Here is a 21,196-nt window from a genome sequence, read left to right as displayed (position 1 = left end):
TAGGTAAGGGAGGAGGAACGGTGAACGAATTAATTATATATAAAAATGAATTGAAAAACTCTAAGCCAGCTAGATATAAAGTTATAGGAATAGTATCTACAATGCTTCTTTCTAAAGAGTTATTTAAGAAAAATGAAGAGATAAATGATTTTTTGAAATATGTATTCAAAATAGAATATAAAGAATATGTTATGGCTTCTCGGACACTGATAGTGGCTCGAACAGTCAGATTAATTGAAACGCTTGATGATAAAGATTATATAAATAGCAAAAAAATATTGTATAAGTACATTGATTCAAAGATAACCAACCCTAACAAGGCGAACATTTTTGATGGGTGGTTATAGAGCATGAAGTATGTTGATGTTAATATACGTAAAGAAGAAATAAATAATTTAATCGATTATATTGAAAAATATGCATTAGAATCAAAAAATATTAATATTGATACTAAAACAAAGAACTTTTACAGATTCATTTCTAAACAGATTGTATTTTTTAAATATATTTTGAATTCTTATCCAAACTCCTACTTTATTAAGGTGATTATATCAGATTTTCTTTCTTTAATATTGAACGATATAAAGCAAGAAACGAGATATTATTATTTGAATCAACGTTCCATAATAGAAAATTATATAAGACTTATTCTCAAAGACGAGCAATATACTACACATATTACAAAACAGTCCTTCATAGATCTCAAAGAACAAAATAAGTCAGAATTATCTGACAAGGAATACAATAAAATAATTAATGAATACAACATTGCTTGCTCTTTTATACATGGAGGGGACTATTTAAAAGAGCATCTGGTAAATAATTTTGAAGATTCTCTTCAAAATAAAACTCAAATTTCAGAAAGACAGAGAACAAATCAAATTGGCCAATTCATTGGTCTAATAAATATACTAAATAAGTTATTTTTACTTCAAAATACTGAAGAGATTGATAGCTCTTTTCATAGGAGTAAAGTGACTCTAGAATATTTGATGGGTAAGCAGTATGAAAATAAGTTTTATCAAATTAGATAATAGCTTTCAATTTTTTTGATCTAGGGAAATAATTTCAAAGATTTCGTTGTTGATTTTCTGTATTGATTCTAATTTTTCAATGCTCACTTTGCTTGTACCCAAAATGAACTCATCAATTGCTTTTTGTCTCACACTATCTTGATCTTCACTTGAAACTAACATTAATTCATTAATGCCGATATCCAAGGCGATCAGAACTTTTTCCAAGGTATCAATGGAAAAGTTTCTTTCGCCTCTTTCTAATGCTCCAATATATCTATAATCTAAACCAGCAATATCAGCCAGCTTTTGTTGAGTAAGTCCTTTGGCATTTCGCATTGCTCTAATTCGTGTGCCTATTAATTGGCGTAACTCTGACATTTAAATCACCTCATACATAAGCTTAGATAAGATGAGTCATAAAAGTCAGGTTAAAATATATAGCAATAATGGTGTTATTTACGCATTTTGAGTAGTATAATGAATGAATATCATTACTTCACAGGAGTAATCAGAAAATTTGTTCGCCTATAATATTAAAGGGGGCTCTTTTTTGCGGAAATCTATCTTAAAATCACTCAAACCGGACATTATTGTTGAAATGTTGGACATGGCTGTGGCTTTTGAAAATTGGAACAAGGTGATGGAGAGGGCGGACATGTTATATCAATGTGTTCAGTCCATCCATGAAGAGCGGCAGGAGTATCAGTCAAAGGGAGTGCCTGTACCACATATACACATTGAGCGGCCCTTGGTCTACTATTACAGGCTCAGTCATTTGATGCGGGGTATGGCTCACCAGAAGATGGGACAGGTAGATCAGGCGCGAGCATGTATCGATCAATATGCAGAACTAGGGTGGATGGAGGATCTGGATGAGGTAGGTATGCAGGTGGTGCAGGAGTTCAGGCATAAGGTACAGGTGAATCGGTATGCTCTTGAGATTGAAGCCGGGCAGGTGAAATTGCTGGAGGAGTTTGTGAACTTTTTGCTTGAGCATCCGGAGGAACGGTTGGCAGGTCTGAAAGTGATTACGGAAGCAGGAGTGCGGCATAGGTGGCAGATTGATCGAGTTTTAGAGGTGTTAGAGGATCAGATGCAGGGCGATGGCAGAGAAATGAATTCATCAAACAACGATAGTGTGTACCATTACTGTTATCAGCGATCTTTGTACGAACAGTGGAGGGGAAGGCCACAGGAGGCAGTGGAGTTCATTTTGCAGGCGATTCAGTTAGCGGATAAGCTTGGGATGGATCGGTATTTTATAAGGTGCACAGCATTGTTGGAATCATTGCGGGAAGAGGCGACGGCGGAGCAGATTGGACGGTATCGGGTGATGTTGGAGGGGTGTGAAAAATAATTACTTTAAAATATAAAAAAATGGAAACTTTAGTATGTTATCAACTGTTATTTATTTTAGAAGGGGGAATATATTTCAAAATGTAATGTAGTAACGTTGTACATTTCTCAGGTTCGTAAACAAAATAAAACCAGATCATTGGAGGTTTAATACTAATGAAAAAATTTTTAAAATTTGTAGGTGTTTTTGTTCTGTCCACTTCTTTTGTTATAACAGGATCATCTCACGCATATAGTGGTTCAATTAATAGTAGTTCAGACTTAGGTTTAGCTGTAGTTGAGAATAAAAACTATGATATTTTGAAAGAATTGAAATTCAGAGATGAGTTTGGTCTCAGCACAATGAGTATCAATTCGCTAACCTTAGATTCAGTTGATGAAACTGAATTCGGAGTAAGACTCTCAAAAATGGAAGAAGATCTGATATCCTCAAGGATTACCCATCAGTCTAAAACCTTACCTCTTGTAGATGAATTTATTGAAGCTAATGGTGGTTACAAAAATGTTCTTGCATATATAGATCAAAGATCAGGTGGTGTTTTAAACGTAGGAATCAAAGAAATAGAAAATGAAGTAAAATTCAAAACAAACATTGAAAGAATTTATGGTTACAATGGGAACCACGTTAATTTCTTTGTAACTGAATATTCAGAACAAGATTTAAATGATTTCCATGACAAGTTAGTAGAATACTTAGATCGTGATCTTAACGGTGTAAAAATTGCCGAAATTGTAGTCAACGTTCCAGAGCAAAAAGTTGAGGTTGGTATAAAAGAGCTGAATGAAGAAAAGAGAAGAGCCTTAGAGGCTGTTTTCAATACAGATATGTTACTAATTAGAGAAGCTAGAGAAACTCAGAATCATGATAGAAATACAACATTCAACCCGTTACAAGCAGGAGTAAGAATTACTAATACAAACACTGGTGGTGGATGTACAATTGGTTTTTTGGCTAAAGCACGTACAACGAGCTCTAATTTTGTCGTTACAGCGGGTCATTGTGGGAGCGCTGGTAATAGCTTCAAACAAGGATCAAATAATATTGGTTCTATGGGAGCGAGATACAATAGTGGAAACGTAGATGCGGCTACAGTAGGATTATCATCTTTGTCCTATAGTAACGATTTATACACAAGTACTTCGAGAGCTGGTCACTTTGATACGGTACAAGGAACCAACAATGAATTTGTAGGGGAAATGATTTGTCTCTCAGGTGCATCCTCACCTAATAATGCTGTCTCCTGTGGTGTGTTAAAGAGTAAAGCTACTTCGACAACATTTAATGGTGTTAATTTTACTGGTTTAAGAACAGCAACTTATTCCACTACTGCTGGAGATAGCGGAGGACCGGTCTATTACAGCACAATCTTAAAGGGTGTAAATAAAGGTTATATAGGTACTGATGGAATATATTCACACATAAGTAATGTGTTAAGTAAACTTGATGTGGAACCAATTCTAAATTAATTTAAATAAATTAATTGGAGGTGTGTCCGTATGAAATTTATGAAGGTGTTGTTAATATGTTCACTGTTATTTATATTGAGTGCATGTACCATTTTTAATTCAAATGATCAACGGGTTCAAGGGTATGTAAAAGAGATTGATCAATCGAACAAAAGAATTCTTGTAATAAGTAATTTGGTACCAGAGGATCTTCAGGAAGATACTAATAAATTAATACAATCAAACAAATATAGTGAAGTATATTGGGTTAGTGGTATAAACCTGTCTAAATTTAATGTTGGGGACGAGATAGAAATAACTTATGATACTTTAGAGACATCGTATCCCGGGATCCTCACTGCTAAGAAATATACTAAGTTAGCAAATGAGTAAAACAAGATGACTTAAATCGATTTAATATATGAAGAGTGTTGTCTATGTTGATTGAGTGCAACACTCTTCTTTCATTTTGCTTAGAAACCCGTATGTGGTTTAGTTCACTCCAGAGTATGAAATAGTTCGCACTTCAAACTTCACTTTGAATCATTGCGGGAAGAGGCGACAGCGGAGCAGATTGGGCGGTATCGGGTGATGTTGGAGGAAATGAAGTAGGAAAGGTATTTACTGAAACTGGTAGGATATGCCTTGAAGTGGGTATATGCATATAGGACTATAGCACCGATGAGGAGCACAGCTTGTGTTTTTACCATGGTGAAATCAGGATGTTAGCCGGATAGTTTACATATTAAACTTCTGCTAACATAGGATAATCCTATTTCGAATGAGCGGAGAAACGTATGAGTACAATCAAAGTTACCCCTGAACAACTACATCACGTATCGAATCAGGTGGATCAAGCCAGACAACAGTTAGAGAGTATACGAAGTGATCTGACAAGACAGATCATGTTTGTTCAGATGATGTGGATGGGCGCGACGCAGGAGCGATTTTACTATGAGTTCGAGCAGTCACGACCTATACTGGATAAAGCGCTGGAGAGTATGGTGAATACATCGAAGGAATTGAAGGATATCGCCACGCGTTTCCAAGATGTAGATGCTCAGAAGGTAAGTCTGGGTGGTGCAATTGGAGCAGTCGGTGCCGTAGCTATGATGACCAAATCATCAGGTGATTCAGGTTCGGGTGACAAGGGCTATCGGATGGCGCAAATCAATATGTTTGGTAAGTGGGTATGGATGCCTGTCAACGAGAATGGTGTTGCAGATCAGGCTGCCCTTCAGGCTTATCAGAGGGATCAGGGAAATCTGGACTTTAATCGCATGCAAGCTGTGAACGTTGAACCGCCTGGGGAAGATATATTTGCGTTACAGATCAAGGCATTTGAGATGGGAATTCATCCTACGACGGGAGAGCCTGTTTCAGATAAGTATGTTCAGATGATGGTGACCTCTCTGAAGTTTAGTCAGATATTCATGGCGATTCAGATGGTTCGTGGAAGTATGCCGGGACGTTCAGGACCATTTAAAACGTCGTCATCTGGTTTGGCATCTAAGATTCAGAATAATATAAAGAAAGCTGAATCCAGAGTTGAGAATACTCAGACCGATAACAGCTTGGGAGCGACTCCAAAAACTGTTATCAGTTCAGAAATGGAATCTAAAATATTGGAAGGGCAGCGAAAAGTCCCGAAAAATATTTTGATAGGTGGGCACTCACCCAATATAAACAATAGCAACAATAGTTATGCTGTAGAAGTAGTAAGAAGTAATCCGGATGGAACTAAGTATGTTCTCTTTACTAAACAATTCGAAGATGGAAATATTTCTAAACTTAAGCATAGTACTTTGTTTCCAAATTCGTGGAGTGAAGATAAGATTATTGGAAGTATAAAAGATGTTGGAGATACGCCCGCCATATCATCAAGAATAAGAGATAGGGCTACGTGGCATCGTGAGAAGGTTGATGGTGTAGAAGTTGATGTAATTAAAAATGGGGATGAAGTTAGTAGCGCCTATCCTACAGGTGATGTAAACGCACCCCAACCAGCAGGTTTCTAAACTTATAAAATGGAAGGTAACTATAAAATATGTACAAACAATTAGATAATCTTTTATCAGCTGTGACGACAGTTGATTCCTGGTATGATGACGGTTGTATTATAGCAGCAGAAATATTGGAGGATTTCGGACAAAGTGATTGGGATCAGTTAACCATTGAGGTGTTGAATAAGCCACTGTACTGGAAGAAAAAGCTGGCTTACTGTCTAGATAGTACACAGCACACACAAGAATTTGAAATCCTACTTTCGCTACTTTCTGTTGAAGACAGCGAGCTATTTGAAATATGTATAGATACATTAAGAAGCTACACATCTACTGAACATAAGCAACGAATTATAAATCATCCTATGATATTAGATCGTGTGCATAATGCAATTTCAGGAGCAGGAACTGCTAGCCAAAAAATATTAGAGGAATTTCTTAAGGGGTTAAAATAGGTGAAATGAGTATAATAAGCGAGTACCTAAGTTCATTAGAGCGAGGGTAATGCTCTTTATGAACGTTGGAGAGTTGATGAACTATGAAAGAAGATAAAGTTAATGACTTTTATTATGTTGGTTACGAGGGGCAACCGGGAATATTAATTGTATTTGAAAACTCTGCGGAGAAAAATATCCTAAAGATGTGGAATGGATATTTTGAGACATTATTGGATCTTATGTGTCAGTATGAGTCTACTGACAATGGTATTCTACAAGAATACTATGCCCATGAAGGTTGGTATGAGGAAAGTCCATGGGAAATACAGGACCTTGATTCAGCTATTCGTTTATTTAAATCCTTCAATGTGAGTAAAGTAACTGGTGAGCAAATAGATAATGTTAAGAATATTGTTCTTACTCTCCCAGAAGCAGCACATCAGATATCAACATTTTTAGAATTAGCCAAAACGAACGGTTGCAGCGTGTATATCGAATACGACTGATTGAGATCAAGGAACATACTTTCAAACGATAACGCAGCTGTCAGGGCTGCGTTATTTAGTCATTACCTTGTACGTAACTCTGAATAGGGTTAATAGTCGATCGAGAGGAGAGCAACGCATGGGGCATCTACTAACTACAGCTATTGAACGTTTGTCGTCTATATCATTTGAGGATACCGAAGATAGCTCACTAGAATCGTCTCATGTTCTGATTAAAGAATATCTGAGACGCGTTAATCAATTATTAAATGAGATGGATGCTTCAATAGATCAATATCCCCTATTTAGTTTTTCTAAAATCCTTGGAAAAGCCATAGATGAAAAAGTATATCGAGCCTGTTCAAAACTGGACACGCTAGTAAATCCTTATGTGAAGGTAATTTGCTACGGTTATATAGAAGTCTGAGAATTAGCAGATCAAGGAGTAGATGAAGCAATTCAATACATCGATCTCTACGACCCGATGATAAAATTCTTTGAACGAGGCAGGAGTTTCACCATAAGACAAGGCGAAATAGTTGTAAGTGGTGCAGCTTATCCTCTTAAGTATTGGAGACATTTAAATATTTCAGTACAAGATATTAGCGACATCGAATAGGATCATGTTGATCAAAGTGGGGGATGACTTTGGAACAGATATAACAGATTGAATGAAGTAATATTTGAAGAGATTTTATTGAGGATGGTCCAACGATTACAGATTCATTATCAAGCCTGTGAGAGAAAAGGACGAGCCTTTGAATAGTACGGATGGAATGATGAGACTTTATATTCTGATTGAGGATAGTATAGGAGGGATGCAGTTACCGTTAGTCAATACGGTGAATATTCTTTGGGGTTTCGAAAACCCACTTTGCGGAGAAATGTTGAAACGGGATATGCTCGATTTCGTGCAGTCATAAATAGTTAATAGTTTCGAAGTATTGTCTACATACATATACAGATCTAGGAGTTGAGATCATGTACGAATATCATGGATGGGCAACCATTAGAGAGAGTGCCTCGTTTGAAGAAGATGAGGATCAATACGAGTTAGTGATTCAACATCTGCGGCGATATGTAGAGGAACTGAATTGGCCTACAGGTGTTTTGGACTTGAGAGCAATTAATGGTGATTTTCAACTTTGGATAGCGGGCCTAGATAATCACAAACCTGAATCCAAGTATGATCCGATCGAAGTGTTTAAAGAAGTAGGTGGAATAGCTCCGGGTTCCTATGGAATTCTTTATGTAAGAGATAGTGATGATGCGGAATCCTCCAATCAGTTTAAGGTTTACACTTTGATTCGAGGTAAAGTAATGGAGAATGATGATCCGTTTCTCTCCCCATTCATACCTAAACTAGAAGATGATTACGAAGGATAGTTTTATACGGAACTTTTCAGCATGTAGTCACTTTGAATACAGTGCTTGTTCATGTTATAAGAACACTCTTATTTTATTGCATCATAAAGTTCCGTCATTCGGTCAGCCAATTCCAACTGTGGCTCCATTCGCTGATGATTCATATTGGTAGGAGTTATATACAACACTTCTTTCCCCTGCTCAAACATCGTGACATGGAACAAAACCCCTGTTGCATCTTCTTGGTCTGGATCAAGTACGATTTCTATATCGCGTACCTTTTCAATCCATTCCTGAATTAGCACTTGATCTGTAGTTATTTTTTTAGTACCATCACTGCCACTCATCATTTCAATAGAATCAACCTGGGTAATATCGCCGGGATAGAAGGTTTCTAATTCCTTCGGTACTTTACTTACTCCGGCTGGATCGGGCTGATTAGAACTTTGGCAGCTGATAAGAATCAGGACCATAAATGCAGCAAGCATTAAGGCGATAAGTGAAAATTTCTTCATTGTACTCCCCCTTAATCTTCAAACGAAATTTACAATTGAAATGTTCCACCTATCTATTTCAAAGAAATTGATTCGATATCCATATTAGACATCGAAGGTTATTAGTCACATTTGCTGGAAGACTACGAAACAGGATTATAACTCTTCGAGAAATCTTGCATGGTTCTACATCTAAACAATCCCAGATCGCAAAGGAAGTACACCATATTAAAGCCCTCATATGTAACAAAAAACATGAAGAATCCGCTCTCATCCGAGAGTCGGATTTTTTCTCGTTCTAACACCAATATAATTCTTGTCAAAACGTAATCATTACGATATGATAATACTCATTGTATAGATCATAATGATTACGATTAAGAGAGAGGGGCATTACCTTGAATAAAAAGACGCCACTGCTAGCGCTGGTCTCCTTGGCATTGAGCGCTGGACTGTTGAGCGCCTGCGGATCATCTGAGTCCAGTCCCGCTGCGCAACCATCCACCGATAATAAAAATGTTCACTTCCTATATAACTTCTCCACCAGTTCGCTAGATCCACATGTGGATTCCAGCTATGTGCCGCTGCGCGCGGGCATTACGGAAACGCTGGTTCGCCTCGATGAAGAGAATCTGACGGTTGCTCCATGGCTCGCTGAGAGCTGGGAGAGTGAAGACGGTCAGCATTGGACGATCGATCTGCGTGATGATGTGACATTCCAGAACGGCAAGCCCATGACTGGCGAATCGGTTAAGGCTTCGCTTGAGCGGGCTTTGCAGGAAAGTGCCGCTATCCAGAATGCACTCAAGATCGATACGATTGAAGCCGAGGGTGACAAGCTGGAGATCACCACAACCCAGCCGTTCCCGGAATTCGCTTCAGAGCTGGTGAATCCGAACACGGCGATTATCGACGTAAGCGAGCCGGACATTGTGAACAAGCCCGTTGGTACTGGACCATTCAAGCTGACCTCCTTTACCCCGGGCAGCAAGCTGGAACTGAATCGGTATGATGAATATTGGGACGGAGCAGCGCCACTGGATTCAGTAACGTTCTCCTTCAATGAAGATGCCAACGCCCGCACGCTTGCGCTCAAATCCGGTCAGGTTGATATCGTATACCGTCCGGAAGTCGAGAGCCTCGACTCGCTCAAAGCAATGGACGGCATGACCGTGGAGTCCACGTCGACGTTCCGCGTGCATCAGATGACGATGAATATGCAGCGGGAGAGTATCAAAGACCTGAACGTCCGCCGCGCGCTGGATGCGTTGATCGACCGTCAGGGTATCGTTGACACGATCCTGCTCGGCTACGGCGAAGCGGCCATCGGGCCGTTCTTGCCATCGCTGCCGTTCGCGCCAACCTATACAGAGACTGCCACGGGGTCAGGAGCTGACGCCGCAGTGAACTATCTTAAGGAAGCGGGATATACACTGCAAAACGGCGTGATGACCAAGGATGGGAAGCCGTTGCAGTTGACACTGCTTACCTATTCAGCTCGTGCCGATCTGCCACTGATCGCCCAAGTGTTCCAGTCTGATGCCAAGAAGATCGGTATCGACGTCCAGATCCGCCAGATCGACACGCCGGAAGACTACATGGCATCCAACCGCGACTGGGATATTGCGACGTACAGTAATTTGACAGCCCCGCGCGGCGATGCCGGCTACTATCTGAATGCAACGTACCATCCGAAGGGTGCTCTTAACTTCAGCGGATCGGAAGATCCGGAACTGACCAAGATCATCGACGAACTGAATCTCACGGTTGAACCGGAGAAGCGTGCGGAACTTGCCGAGAAAGCAGCCAACTACGTACATGACAACGTGCTAAATTCTTTTGTCCTGCATCCAGGTACGATCGTTGCGTACAACGGCAAGAAGATCAAGAACTGGGTCACGGCTCGCAGTGAATATTACATGATTACCAATAAGCTGGATGTGATGTAATGTTTCGCATTTTGCTTCGGAAGTTCCTGGAGGTATTCATTTTTCTGCTGTTTATTATGTTTGTGAGCTTCCTGTTCATCCGTCTTGCTCCCGGTGATCCGGTGCTGACCATCTTGAATGTGGACGAACTGTCCGTTAGTCAGGAACAGGTCGAAGCTGTTCGCGAGGAGATGGGCTTCAACGATTCCCTTCCTGTCCAGTTTGGCAATTGGCTACTCGATTTCGTTCGGTTGGACTTTGGCGTATCGTACTCGACAGGTCAACCTGTCATGCAGACCCTAATGCGTGCGCTGCCAGCCACGGCTGAATTGACCATTGGCGCGCTGCTGGTCATGCTCGTCATAGCGATACCGCTCGGCTCACTGTCAGCGCTCCATCGCGGCAGTTGGATCGACCGGGGCAGCCGTATGCTGTCCATTGTCGGTGCGGCTGTGCCTAGCTTCTGGCTGGGTCTAATCTTGATCGATATGTTCGGCGTACGTTATGGCAATCTGCCGACCATGGGTCGGGATGGATTCGCATCGCTTATTCTGCCATCTCTGACGCTGGGACTTGCCATCTCCAGCGTCTATGTGCGTCTTTTGCGTTCCAGCCTATTAGATTCTCTCAGCCAGGAGTTCGTTCGGTCCGCCCGGGCAAGAGGGTTATCCGAAGGTCGCATTTTCATGCTTCACGCGTTTCGGCACAGTCTGCCGCCTGTCATTACAGTATTCGGCGTAAGCCTCGGCAGCCTGATCGGCGGAGTCGTCGTGATTGAAGTGCTGTTCGCCTATCCGGGCATCGGTAAGCTCGTCGTCGACGCCATCCGCCAGCGTGATTATCCACTGATTCAGGGTTACATCCTGATCATGGCCATCGTGGTATTCCTCGTGAATACGGCGGTTGACCTGTCGTACCGTTATTTGAATCCTGAAATGAAACTTAAGGAAAAGGAGGCCCACCGATGAAAACCATGCCCCTGCATATTCCGGCCAAAAAAACTAAAAAACACGGCTGGCAGGCGATCATTGGTTTGCTATTTGCACTGCTAGTCATCGCGGCCTCCGTATATGCCTTTTTAGTTCTGAAACATGATCACACCTTAACCGATCTACGCGGACGATTGCAGGGTGCTAGTGCGCTTCATCCGTTCGGCACCGACCATTTGGGTCGTGACGTACTCACACGCCTGCTTCTGGGCGGCGGGCAAACGCTCGGTTACAGCCTGCTGGCACTCAGTGCTGCGCTGCTGATCGGCATTCCGTTTGGCTTGATTGCAGGATACAAACGTGGCTGGGTGGATAAGCTGTTCATGCGGATCGCTGATGCTTTCCTCGCTTTCCCTGATACCATTGTCGCCATCGTGTTAAGTGGACTGCTTGGCGCAGGCATCGGCAATCTGGTATTAGCCATCGTGATTGTGAAGTGGGTCAGCTATGCACGTCTTGTTCGAAGTACCGTCTTATCTGAGTCACAAAAGGACTACATTCGTATCGCCCGGACCAACGGACTGTCAGACGGTCGTATCATGAGAAAGCATCTGCTTCCACATATCGCAGGTCATGTGCTCGTGTTAGCCAGTCTCGATCTGGGCAAAATTATCCTGCTCATCTCGTCACTGTCCTACATCGGCCTTGGCGCACAGCCGCCAACACCTGAGTGGGGTGCGATGCTGAATGACTCACGGCCCTACTTCCAGTCTCGGCCAGAGCTTATGATCTATCCGGGTCTCGCCATCGTATCGGTGGTGCTGCTCGCAAACATGCTGGGCGACTATCTGAGAGACCGGTTTGACGTGAAGAAGGAGGTGCAGCCATGATTCTCTCCATTGAGGAACTGAGCATCTCCAGTCGGGATCGCACGATTGTAGATCAAGTCTCTCTGGCTGTTCGCGAAGGCGAGTTCATGGCATTAGTTGGACAGAGCGGTAGCGGCAAAAGCTTGCTCTCGCAAGCCATCGGTCGCCTGCTTCCGCCTAATCTGCATGCGACGGGACGTGTCATGTTCGAAGGGAGCAACCTGCTTGAACGGAAGCCGAAGGAGATGCGCGCCCTGCGGGGAAGCCGCATCTCGTATATTTTTCAGGACTACCAAGGAGCATTCACGCCGTTTCGGAGCATTGGCGGACACTTTGACGAGTACCAGAAGGTACACGGGGAAAAGTCTTCTGCCACCCGCAAGAAACGAGCCGAGGAAGCCTTGGAATCGGTTGGGCTTGGCGCGGAGCTGCTCCGTCGTTACCCGTTCCAATTGAGTGGTGGACAGCTTCAGCGGGCTTCGATTGCCACATCACTGATGCTGTCTCCTCGTCTGCTGATTGCTGACGAGGCAACAACAGCGCTGGACAGTGTATCCGGACATCGCGTGCTGGAACTGCTCGCACGCAAGCAGGCGGAGACTGGCTGTGCCATTCTGTTTATCACGCACGACTGGCGCCATGTACGCCGCTATGCCAACCGCTTGGCTGTCATGAAGGAAGGGCAGATCGTCGAATCTGGCGGAAAGCATCGCATTCTCGACCATCCCCAGCATGAATATACCCGCCAGCTGATTGAAGCGGCTCCCATTCTGAGCCGCTCGCTGAAGTCGGGTCTGAAGGAGGCGGGAACGAAGTGAAGATAACTGCAAATGAAGAACATACGGAATTCATCCAGACAGGCGAATCCGTATTGCACGGTGAGGGCCACGCTACACCAACGACCACGCCTGTATTGAGCGTGGAGCATCTCAGCCGGACCTATGCGGGGGCAGACCGACCGGCTGTAGAGGATATTTCCTTCACCCTGAACCGCGGCGAGTGTCTCGGTCTTGTTGGGGAAAGCGGCTGTGGCAAGAGTACGCTCGCCCGCTGTCTGCTACGGATTGAAGATGCGGATACCGGCTCCATTACACTTGGCGAACAAGATATCGCCCGGTTAAGTGGACGCCGGTTGCGACCTCATCGCCGGAAGATTCAGATCGTATTCCAGAACCCGATGGCTGCACTGAATCCGAAGCTCAAGATTGCCGATTCATTAATCGATCCGTACGAGCAGCTCGGACGGAACGCCAAGCTATCCCACTTTACCTACACGTCGAAGGACGCTTACGTCCAAAAGCTACTTGAAGCTGTCGAGCTTCCCAGCGATTTGGCTGGACGATATCCGCATGAGCTAAGCGGCGGACAGCGACAGCGCGTAACCATCGCACGTGCCATCGGCATTGAGCCGGATGTTGTCGTCCTCGACGAACCGACGGCCAGCCTGGACGTGATCTCGCAGGGCGCAGTTCTGCAGCTGCTAACCGACCTCCGTACGTCGCTCGGTCTGTCGTATCTGTTCATCTCGCATGATCTGGCTGCCGTACACCGCATGAGCCAGCGCATCATCGTGATGCGGGAAGGGCAGATTGTTGACCGCTTCGGCGCGGACGCGTTGTTCGCGGAAGAGCGCCATCCATATACGAAGGAACTGATTTCGATCTTCTGAGTACACAATGCAGGAAATGAGAAAGCTCAAACAAAGAGCCGCTTTCGGAAACAATCGAAAGCGGCTCTTTCCGTGTTCATTTTTCCGGTTCCCCGCTTGATTTTTGCGCATTTGAACAATTACAATCACCCAGCTGCCAATTACAACAGCAGTGGGAAGATTGTTATTTCCGTAAGCAACTACATCACGTATCGAGGTGGACCAGGCCAGATAATATGCACTCAGAGAAAGTTATCGATGATTTGATGAAAAAGGAGTATATACAGCAATTGCGCTGATTATCCGATATATTCAAAGAGCAGGCCATTACAGGCGCGATGTACCTGCGAGGCTATATACGCGCCCAAAATTCAATCCCGGATAATAGAAAGGGGAGAGCGAATGAAACGGATAGGAACTTGCCTGCTGCTTGCGGTCGTGCTCCTCTCAGGCATCGGTGCGACTGCTGCAGCCAAGCCCACATCGTCTTCGGGCTACTACCACACTTCAGGCAACCGCATCGTCGATGCGAAGGACAAACCGGCTAGTTTCAACGGGGTGAACTGGTTCGGATTTGAGACAGACAATTTTTCTCCCCACGGCTTGTGGACGCGGTCGATGGACAGCATGCTGGACCAACTTGCAAAAGAAGGATACAACTTGCTTCGCATCCCGTATACGAACGAAATGCTGCTGCCCGGTAAAAAGCCAAGCGGGATCGACTATGCAAAAAATCCCGACCTGAAGGGGCTGACGCCGCTCCAACTGCTGGACAAGCTCGTTCAGAAGGCGGGAAAGCGCGGCATGAAAATCATTCTTGACCGTCATCGTCCAACCGCCTCGGGGCAAGCGGAGCGATGGTATACGCAATCGGTTTCGGAAAAGACATGGATTAAAGATTGGACGATGCTGGCGAAGCGCTATCTGGGCAACGACACGGTGATCGGCGCCGATTTGCATAACGAGCCGCACGGTTCCGTATGCTGGGGCTGCGGCGATTCAGCCAGAGACTGGCGGTTGGCTGCGGAACGGGCGGGCAATGCGACTCTCGCTGTCAATCCGGACTGGCTGATCGTTGTGGAAGGGGTGGACGCGAATGTAAAGGGACAGAGCGGCTCCTATTGGTGGGGCGGCAATCTGAAGGGCGTTCGCAAATATCCGGTCCGGCTGAAAGTACCAAACAGGATCGTTTACTCACCACACGATTACGGCCCGGGTGTTTCGTCGCAGCCGTGGTTCGCCGATCGTAAATTTCCCGCCAACCTGCCCGGCGTATGGGATGCGAATTGGGGCTACATCCACAAGGAAAAAATCGCCCCGATACTGCTTGGGGAGTTCGGTGGCCGCAGCGTCGATTCGGCTTCGAAGGAGGGCAAGTGGCAAAACGCGCTTGTCGACTACATCAACCGGAATGATCTGTATTGGACATACTGGAGCCTCAATCCGAACAGCGGAGATACCGGCGGGTTGCTGTTAGACGATTGGCAGACATGGAACAAGCCGAAGCAAAAAATGCTTGCGAGGATCATGAAGCCCGTGAACGGCGGCGGCAAGTCGGCCGCTCCAAAGCAGGCCGCAGACTCGGCAGCATCGAAGCCGACAGCAGGAGCGACGGCACCTGCGAGCGGCGGAGCGAACTTTGCCGAGGGACTCGCCGTCCAATACAAAACGAGCAACAGCAGCGCGGCAGAGGACAATATGATCAATGCGACGTTCAACATCACCAATACCGGAAAGACGAACGTTCCGCTGAGTGAAGTGAAGCTCCGCTATTACTTCACGAAAGACGGCAGCGAGGAGCTCAAATTCTGGTGTGATTGGGCCCAGATCGGCACAAACGCAGTCGGCGGAACGTTTGCATCGATCGAACAGGCGCGAACAGGCACGGATGGGTATCTGGAAATCCGCTTTGCGGCGACGGCCGGATCGATATCGGCGGGCGGCCAATCCGGCGACATCCAGGTGCGTATCGCCAAGAGCGACTGGTCGGATTTTAACAAGACGGACGACTACTCGTTCGACGGGACGAAGACGACGTTCAGCGACTGGAACAAAGTTACGCTGTATCGGAAAAGTAAGCTTGTATGGGGAATCGAGCCGTAGCAAAGAGGCCGAACGGTGGAAAAGCCGGTTCGGCTTTCTTGTATTTTCAACGAGGAGGAATTACTGATTGGGAGTGATGAGGATTTTATAATTGAGGATTTTCTCATATCTATGAACACAAAGAAAGAACTCCATACACGTGAGAAGCCCTTTTTTGGCTGGCTGAGCTGAACATTAATAAATATCTTCAAATTACGTATTTAAATCTATCCATATTATTGATACACTATATCAAGGTTATATTCATTCAGAAGAGGCGATCCTATTGAAGAATGGGCTTGCTGCAATGCCAAATCGATAACGCTTACATCCTTTTGGCAAATATAGGATATAAGGACGGTAGACATGAGCCAGGGACAAACGAGTACAGATGTTATCTTGATTGGTGCCGGAATTATGAGTGCAACTTTGGGAACTTTGCTTAAAGAATTGGCGCCAGACTGGAATATTAAGGTTTTTGAAAAGCTCGCCAGTGCAGGGGAGGAAAGCTCCAACGAATGGAATAATGCCGGAACCGGGCATTCCGCACTCTGCGAACTTAACTATACCGTTGAACGACCAGACAAATCGGTGGATATTAGCAAAGCCATCAAGGTGAATGAACAATTTCATATCTCAAGACAATTTTGGTCCTATCTCGTCAATAGCAATCTGATTCGTAATCCGCGGGACTTCATCATGCCGCTTCCTCATTTGAGTTATGTACATGGAGAGAGCAATGTCCTGTTTTTGAAGAGACGCTATGAAGCTTTATCGAACCACCCGTTATTTGAAGGCATGGAATTCTCGGATGACACGGAAACATTGAAGAAATGGATTCCGCTGATGATGAAAGACCGTACAAGTAATGAACCGATTGCAGCCACCAAAATCGACTACGGTACGGATGTTAACTTTGGTGCTTTAACGCGTATGCTGCTGGATCACTTAAAGAATCATAATGTGGATATCCACTATCAACATAGCGTGAAGAATATTAAACGCACGAGCAATGGCTCATGGGAACTAAGTGTAAAAGATTTGGGCAGCGGTGCCGTCGAGCGGCATACTGCGCAATTTGTCTTTATTGGAGCCGGAGGCGGAAGCCTGCATTTGCTGCAAAAATCCGGTATTCCGGAAGGAAAACATATTGGCGGCTTCCCGGTTAGTGGACTCTTCATGGTGTGCAAAAATCCGGAAGTTGTGAAGCAGCATCATGCCAAAGTATATGGCAAAGCTTCGGTAGGGGCACCCCCCATGTCGGTTCCGCATCTGGATACTCGATTTATCGACAACCAGAAGTCGTTACTGTTCGGACCGTTTGCCGGCTTCTCGCCAAAATTCTTAAAAACAGGTTCCAATGCTGATCTAATCACGTCTGTGAAGGCGCATAATCTGTTAACGATGCTCGCGGCAGGGGTCAAAGAAATCTCACTGACCAAATACCTGATTTCACAGCTGATGTTATCCAAAGAACAGCGCATGGAAGAGCTACGAGACTTTGTCCCAGGTGCCAAAACCGAAGATTGGGATATGGTTCTGGCAGGTCAGCGCGTGCAAGTCATTAAAGATACGGTCCAAGGTGGCAAAGGAACGCTTCAATTCGGTACGGAAGTGGTCACGGCTGCGGATGGCTCGATTGCGGCATTGCTCGGAGCTTCGCCGGGGGCGTCGACCGCTGTTCACGTGATGCTGGAGATCCTCCACAAATGTTTCCCGCAGCATATGGATGCATGGGAGCCGAAGATCAAGGAAATGATTCCTTCCTATGGCGTGTCACTCGTGGAGAATCTGGATCTTCTTCAGGAAGTTCATGCTGCAACCGCTCAGGCGCTTGGTTTATCGGATGAGAAACAGGCCCTTCTTGTATAAACGAATAGCATGCCACCGTTCTATGGTGGTCATGATAAAGAGCTAAGCCGGGATATCACCGTGCTTAGCTCTTTGGCTTACTCTTCTGTAATGAAGTGTTATTGTGTTGACCTAACTTAATAGGGTGGGATCAATCTCATTTCGGTTGATGAATGGGTATTACGAAAGCGACTGTAGTTCCTTCGCCCGGAGTGCTACGTATAGTCAGACCCTGGCCATATCTTTGAATAAGTCGCCGATGTGTATTGGTTAGTCCAATACCCCCGGCTCCGATCTTCTTCGGCCATTCCAACGCTTTATCGATCTGAGCCTGATCCATCCCCACACCATCATCCTGAACTTCAATGAGGATAAGGTCATCTTGTTTGTTAATTCGGATTTGTACTGACCCGCCCTTGTGCTGGCTTAAGACGCCATGTCTGACCGCGTTCTCGATGAGCGGCTGAATGGTTAACGGCGGAAGAGATACGCTGAGGGCTTCAGGGATGTCCCAGATGACATCTAGTCTGTCTGGAAACCGTTCTTTCTCAATGTACACATAGGCACGTGCAAGATCTAACTCATGGGCTATATCCACTGTTTTCTCAGAATTCATGAAATGGAAACTGGTCTGCAGATATTGAATGAAGGCATCGCCAAGCTTCTGCATTCTCTCGGTATCCAGATCGCTAAGTGCCATGATGGAATTCAACGTATTGAATAGAAAATGAGGTTGAATCTGTGCCTGCAAATAAGCGGCTTCCATCTGTAGCCTTTCATCGATGGATTGTTTCAGCACAACCAGTGACCCGATGCGATGTCTCAACTCAACAGCATCAACGGGCTTGGTGACATAATCCGTAGCGCCAGCCATGAATCCGGTGTAGATATCGGCCGGTTCGTTACGTGCTGTTAATAACAGGATAGGAAGCTCGGATACGGAATAACGCTTGCGTACATTCTCTGTCAGTTCATAACCAGACATATGTGGCATCATGACATCGGCAATCAGTAAGTCCCACGGTTTTGTATCCAGTAATTCCAGTGCTTCACGCGCCGAAGTTGCGGGTTGGATATGGTATGGCTCGTTCGAAAGCATGGAGATAAGTACCCTTAAGTTCACAGGGTCATCATCGACAGCGAGAATATTGGCGGCCGCCCTTTCATGCGATATCGGTTGTTGCTCTGCAACCGCGACTTCCTCGAAGCTATAAGTGTCTAGGCGCTGCTTCGTCCGGTCAGGCAGCACTACCCCCTCTTCCAGTGGAAGTGAAACTTGGAAAGTCGATCCTTGCCCGAGCACAGATTGCACGGTTAGCTCGCCGCCGTGGAGTTCAGTGAGCTGCTTACAGATACTGAGTCCCAGACCGATTCCTCCACTCGCGCGGGCCTCAGGAGTCCCTTGTTCATAGGCATCGAATATTCGTCTTTGTATCTCCTCACTCATACCAACGCCTGTATCCGAAACTTGAATCACAACGAACTCTTCACGTTCCCGGACAGAAACGGTAATGTTACCTTCGGCGGTAAATTTGAGTGCGTTATGCAACAGGTTGTAGAGGATCTGAACAAGTCGTCTCTCATCGGCCTGAACAAGGGGGAGCGATTCAGGAATATCCACGTTTATCTGGACAGGCTTGCCCTCGGTCATAAACCTGAACATACCGATCACGCCTGGAATGACGGATGCAAGGGATAATGGTTTTTTCTGAAGCTTAATGCGTTTTTCCTTCAGGCGAATCACGTCAAGCAGATCGTCAACCAGCTGGGACATTCGGCGACCGATGGTAATTAGGAGCTTCATGTCTTCTGCATGCTGCCCTCCCGATCTCCGCCGTTCGCGGACCTCGATGCTCTCTGCGATGTTGATGATACCATGTAGTGGTGTACGCAGCTCATGAGCCGTATTGACAAGAAACTGATCCTTCTGCCGGCCTTCTTCTTTGAGCTGTTCGTACAACTTCTCGATCTCATTTGAATTACGGAAGTATTTTTTAAACCAGTAGGTTGAGAAACCGAATATGGCCGCGATGACATCAATTGGATAATACACGTTGGTAATCTCGTTATGTGAGTTCATGAATCCCCACAGCACACTGGATAAACTACCGGTTGCTGCGAATAGCAAGAAGCTGGCGTCACTTTGTTTTCTGACAGCCATTCTGAAGAACAGGTACACAGACCAGGCAATGGCAAACAGATAAAGGAAATCAGAAATCCCGGACCCAAGGACTTGGTATATCAGGGTCACTGGTGCGATCAGCAGAAATACACAGTAGACACCGAGCGTACTGGCATAGACTCGGAAAAGTCTGCGACCTCGCAAACTGTGTGAGAAACTTCTGGCCATTAGAAGCATGAAGAACGAAAACAAGGGATAGGATAACGCTTTGGCCTTGACCATCCAAGAAAAGTTGAGTGGAATCCAGTTCAATAAAAGACTGTCATGGTCAGAAGCAACCGTAAGCGCTGCTGCCAGGGTTAACAGGGAAAACGTGAGCAGAGCACGTTGTTTGCGGTTAAAAAAGAACATCACACACGCATACAAGCTATGCAGCAGCAGTATGGCAAAGGTAATTTTCTGCAAATCGATTGATATTCCCCGTTCGCTCCCGATCGCCTCTGGAGAACCAAAATAGAGGGAGCGTGTAATACCACCGCTAGAAGGATCATCAAAATTGGCAACTTGCACGACAAGCTCGAGCTCGTTTGCCCCGTTTAGAGCATAGGAAGTCGTAAACGTGGTCCTTTCTGGGTGATAGGCTTCGGCATGGGTGGCAGGTTGACCGAATTCGGCGACGATGTTCCCGTTCATTTCTAGGATGGATGAAGCCTGGATTTTTTGAGCCCAGAGCGCAACCTCCCTTACTGAGGGGTCTAGTAGAACACGGAGCCGGTATGTTCCGTATCCTAATGAATTCGAAGAGTTTGGCATTGCGCTGCGCCAATCTCCCGGAACTTGAATCCAGGTCGAAGGGTGGTTCAGTACCCTTGCTTCACGATTAGAAATTAATACACGGGGATAGAATTCCCACTCACCGTCAAGGGATATCGGTGAAGCGTTGGCAAGATCCCATCCTCGAAGATCCAGCACACCCTGAGCTGGTTCAGGGTGTTCAGGTATGGTGAAAGACGCAGACCATATCCAACGAAATCCGAGCAAAAAAGTCAGGAATAATATCGACAGCACGACATATCGGGGTATCTTTTTAAAGGTTATTGGTTTCATGGCAGAAATTAGTTTTCGACATTATACTTCGAATTCCTGCAAATGGAGCGCAAATGAA

The 21,196-nt window shown here is 45.2% G+C and carries 20 protein-coding genes; 17 read left to right on the top strand and 3 right to left on the bottom strand.

The annotated features are described in order from the left end of the window. Positions 1 to 20 precede the first annotated feature (20 nt). Complete coding sequence (locus ACR32F_RS31945) at positions 21 to 347, top strand: hypothetical protein (RefSeq protein WP_440114831.1); 327 nt, start codon at positions 21 to 23, stop codon at positions 345 to 347. A 3-nt stretch (positions 348 to 350) separates the two neighbouring features. Then, positions 351 to 1,034 (top strand): hypothetical protein, encoded by a 684-nt coding sequence (locus tag ACR32F_RS31940; RefSeq protein ID WP_440114829.1) that lies wholly within the window; start codon positions 351 to 353, stop codon positions 1,032 to 1,034. Between the two features lie 6 nt (positions 1,035 to 1,040). Here the strand turns inward: ACR32F_RS31940 and ACR32F_RS31935 are convergent, their stop codons facing one another. Next, positions 1,041 to 1,394 carry a helix-turn-helix domain-containing protein gene (locus ACR32F_RS31935; protein ID WP_440114826.1) on the bottom strand — a complete coding sequence of 118 codons (354 nt, stop codon included), beginning with the start codon at positions 1,392 to 1,394 and terminating at the stop codon, positions 1,041 to 1,043. 172 nt (positions 1,395 to 1,566) lie between these two features. On the opposite strand from ACR32F_RS31935, the gene ACR32F_RS31930 reads away from it, so the two are divergent. The 8 genes from ACR32F_RS31930 to ACR32F_RS31895 all read left to right on the top strand — a co-directional run bounded on the left by ACR32F_RS31930 (position 1,567) and on the right by ACR32F_RS31895 (position 8,129). Next, on the top strand, positions 1,567 to 2,373 hold the full coding sequence (locus tag ACR32F_RS31930) for a DNA-binding protein (RefSeq protein ID WP_440114823.1): 807 nt from the start codon (positions 1,567 to 1,569) through the stop codon (positions 2,371 to 2,373). 155 nt (positions 2,374 to 2,528) lie between these two features. Next, entirely contained in the window at positions 2,529 to 3,839 is a 1,311-nt protein-coding gene (locus ACR32F_RS31925; protein ID WP_440114820.1) for a S1 family peptidase, read from the top strand. A 30-nt stretch (positions 3,840 to 3,869) separates the two neighbouring features. After that, a complete protein-coding gene (locus ACR32F_RS31920) occupies positions 3,870 to 4,211 on the top strand; it encodes a DUF3221 domain-containing protein (protein ID WP_440114818.1) in 342 nt (113 codons plus the stop codon). Positions 4,212 to 4,615: 404 nt separating this feature from the next. Next, positions 4,616 to 5,836, top strand: coding sequence for a WXG100 family type VII secretion target (locus ACR32F_RS31915; RefSeq protein ID WP_440114816.1), 1,221 nt, complete (start codon positions 4,616 to 4,618; stop codon positions 5,834 to 5,836). A gap of 29 nt (positions 5,837 to 5,865) precedes the next feature. Further along, positions 5,866 to 6,276, top strand: coding sequence for a hypothetical protein (locus tag ACR32F_RS31910; protein ID WP_036671821.1), 411 nt, complete (start codon positions 5,866 to 5,868; stop codon positions 6,274 to 6,276). An 83-nt stretch (positions 6,277 to 6,359) separates the two neighbouring features. Then, on the top strand, positions 6,360 to 6,764 hold the full coding sequence (locus ACR32F_RS31905) for a hypothetical protein (RefSeq protein ID WP_440114813.1): 405 nt from the start codon (positions 6,360 to 6,362) through the stop codon (positions 6,762 to 6,764). Positions 6,765 to 6,882: 118 nt separating this feature from the next. Beyond that, positions 6,883 to 7,170, top strand: coding sequence for a hypothetical protein (locus ACR32F_RS31900; protein ID WP_440114810.1), 288 nt, complete (start codon positions 6,883 to 6,885; stop codon positions 7,168 to 7,170). Between the two features lie 554 nt (positions 7,171 to 7,724). Next, positions 7,725 to 8,129, top strand: coding sequence for an Imm7 family immunity protein (locus tag ACR32F_RS31895; RefSeq protein WP_440114807.1), 405 nt, complete (start codon positions 7,725 to 7,727; stop codon positions 8,127 to 8,129). A gap of 68 nt (positions 8,130 to 8,197) precedes the next feature. Here ACR32F_RS31895 and ACR32F_RS31890 read toward each other — a convergent pair whose 3' ends face one another. Beyond that, the gene (locus tag ACR32F_RS31890; protein ID WP_440114804.1) at positions 8,198 to 8,623 is read right to left on the bottom strand and encodes a hypothetical protein; all 426 of its coding nucleotides are present in this window, start codon (positions 8,621 to 8,623) and stop codon (positions 8,198 to 8,200) included. A gap of 377 nt (positions 8,624 to 9,000) precedes the next feature. Here ACR32F_RS31890 and nikA point away from each other — a divergent pair, with 377 nt between their 5' ends. From nikA to ACR32F_RS31855, 7 genes are all read left to right on the top strand, one after another. Continuing rightward, complete coding sequence (nikA, locus tag ACR32F_RS31885) at positions 9,001 to 10,551, top strand: nickel ABC transporter substrate-binding protein (protein ID WP_440114802.1); 1,551 nt, start codon at positions 9,001 to 9,003, stop codon at positions 10,549 to 10,551. Next, positions 10,551 to 11,498, top strand: coding sequence for a nickel ABC transporter permease (gene nikB / locus ACR32F_RS31880; protein ID WP_440114799.1), 948 nt, complete (start codon positions 10,551 to 10,553; stop codon positions 11,496 to 11,498). Before nikA ends, nikB begins: the two co-directional genes overlap by 1 nt. Then, on the top strand, positions 11,495 to 12,349 hold the full coding sequence (gene nikC / locus ACR32F_RS31875; protein WP_440114796.1) for a nickel transporter permease: 855 nt from the start codon (positions 11,495 to 11,497) through the stop codon (positions 12,347 to 12,349). The genes nikB and nikC overlap by 4 nt, the downstream gene beginning before the upstream one ends. Beyond that, entirely contained in the window at positions 12,346 to 13,146 is an 801-nt protein-coding gene (locus ACR32F_RS31870; protein WP_440114793.1) for an ABC transporter ATP-binding protein, read from the top strand. Before nikC ends, ACR32F_RS31870 begins: the two co-directional genes overlap by 4 nt. Positions 13,147 to 13,199: 53 nt before the next feature. Next, positions 13,200 to 13,997 carry an ABC transporter ATP-binding protein gene (locus ACR32F_RS31865; protein WP_440120078.1) on the top strand — a complete coding sequence of 266 codons (798 nt, stop codon included), beginning with the start codon at positions 13,200 to 13,202 and terminating at the stop codon, positions 13,995 to 13,997. A 381-nt stretch (positions 13,998 to 14,378) separates the two neighbouring features. After that, positions 14,379 to 16,079, top strand: coding sequence for a cellulase family glycosylhydrolase (locus ACR32F_RS31860; protein ID WP_440114790.1), 1,701 nt, complete (start codon positions 14,379 to 14,381; stop codon positions 16,077 to 16,079). 345 nt (positions 16,080 to 16,424) lie between these two features. Then, positions 16,425 to 17,930, top strand: a complete 1,506-nt coding sequence (locus ACR32F_RS31855) for a malate:quinone oxidoreductase (RefSeq protein WP_440114787.1) — start codon at positions 16,425 to 16,427, stop codon at positions 17,928 to 17,930. A gap of 136 nt (positions 17,931 to 18,066) precedes the next feature. Here the strand turns inward: ACR32F_RS31855 and ACR32F_RS31850 are convergent, their stop codons facing one another. Further along, positions 18,067 to 21,099, bottom strand: coding sequence for an ATP-binding protein (locus tag ACR32F_RS31850; RefSeq protein WP_440114784.1), 3,033 nt, complete (start codon positions 21,097 to 21,099; stop codon positions 18,067 to 18,069). Positions 21,100 to 21,196: the final 97 nt, after the last annotated feature.

It is taken from the genome of Paenibacillus hebaui, from assembly GCF_051934385.1.
GTDB lineage: Bacteria > Bacillota > Bacilli > Paenibacillales > Paenibacillaceae > Paenibacillus.
This window is presented reverse-complemented; position numbering and strand designations above follow the sequence as displayed.

Excerpts from the sequence above, each read along its gene's own strand:
- ACR32F_RS31940 (WP_440114829.1), top strand. The coding sequence starts at position 351 with ATGAAGTATGTTGATGTTAATATACGTAAAGAAGAAATAAATAATTTA.
- ACR32F_RS31935 (WP_440114826.1), bottom strand. The coding sequence starts at position 1,394 with ATGTCAGAGTTACGCCAATTAATAGGCACACGAATTAGAGCAATGCGA.
- ACR32F_RS31925 (WP_440114820.1), top strand. The coding sequence starts at position 2,529 with ATGAAAAAATTTTTAAAATTTGTAGGTGTTTTTGTTCTGTCCACTTCT.
- ACR32F_RS31920 (WP_440114818.1), top strand. The coding sequence starts at position 3,870 with ATGAAATTTATGAAGGTGTTGTTAATATGTTCACTGTTATTTATATTG.
- ACR32F_RS31915 (WP_440114816.1), top strand. The coding sequence starts at position 4,616 with ATGAGTACAATCAAAGTTACCCCTGAACAACTACATCACGTATCGAAT.
- ACR32F_RS31910 (WP_036671821.1), top strand. The coding sequence starts at position 5,866 with ATGTACAAACAATTAGATAATCTTTTATCAGCTGTGACGACAGTTGAT.
- ACR32F_RS31905 (WP_440114813.1), top strand. The coding sequence starts at position 6,360 with ATGAAAGAAGATAAAGTTAATGACTTTTATTATGTTGGTTACGAGGGG.
- ACR32F_RS31900 (WP_440114810.1), top strand. The coding sequence starts at position 6,883 with ATGGGGCATCTACTAACTACAGCTATTGAACGTTTGTCGTCTATATCA.
- ACR32F_RS31895 (WP_440114807.1), top strand. The coding sequence starts at position 7,725 with ATGTACGAATATCATGGATGGGCAACCATTAGAGAGAGTGCCTCGTTT.
- ACR32F_RS31890 (WP_440114804.1), bottom strand. The coding sequence starts at position 8,623 with ATGAAGAAATTTTCACTTATCGCCTTAATGCTTGCTGCATTTATGGTC.
- nikB (WP_440114799.1), top strand. The coding sequence starts at position 10,551 with ATGTTTCGCATTTTGCTTCGGAAGTTCCTGGAGGTATTCATTTTTCTG.
- nikC (WP_440114796.1), top strand. The coding sequence starts at position 11,495 with ATGAAAACCATGCCCCTGCATATTCCGGCCAAAAAAACTAAAAAACAC.
- ACR32F_RS31870 (WP_440114793.1), top strand. The coding sequence starts at position 12,346 with ATGATTCTCTCCATTGAGGAACTGAGCATCTCCAGTCGGGATCGCACG.
- ACR32F_RS31860 (WP_440114790.1), top strand. The coding sequence starts at position 14,379 with ATGAAACGGATAGGAACTTGCCTGCTGCTTGCGGTCGTGCTCCTCTCA.
- ACR32F_RS31855 (WP_440114787.1), top strand. The coding sequence starts at position 16,425 with ATGAGCCAGGGACAAACGAGTACAGATGTTATCTTGATTGGTGCCGGA.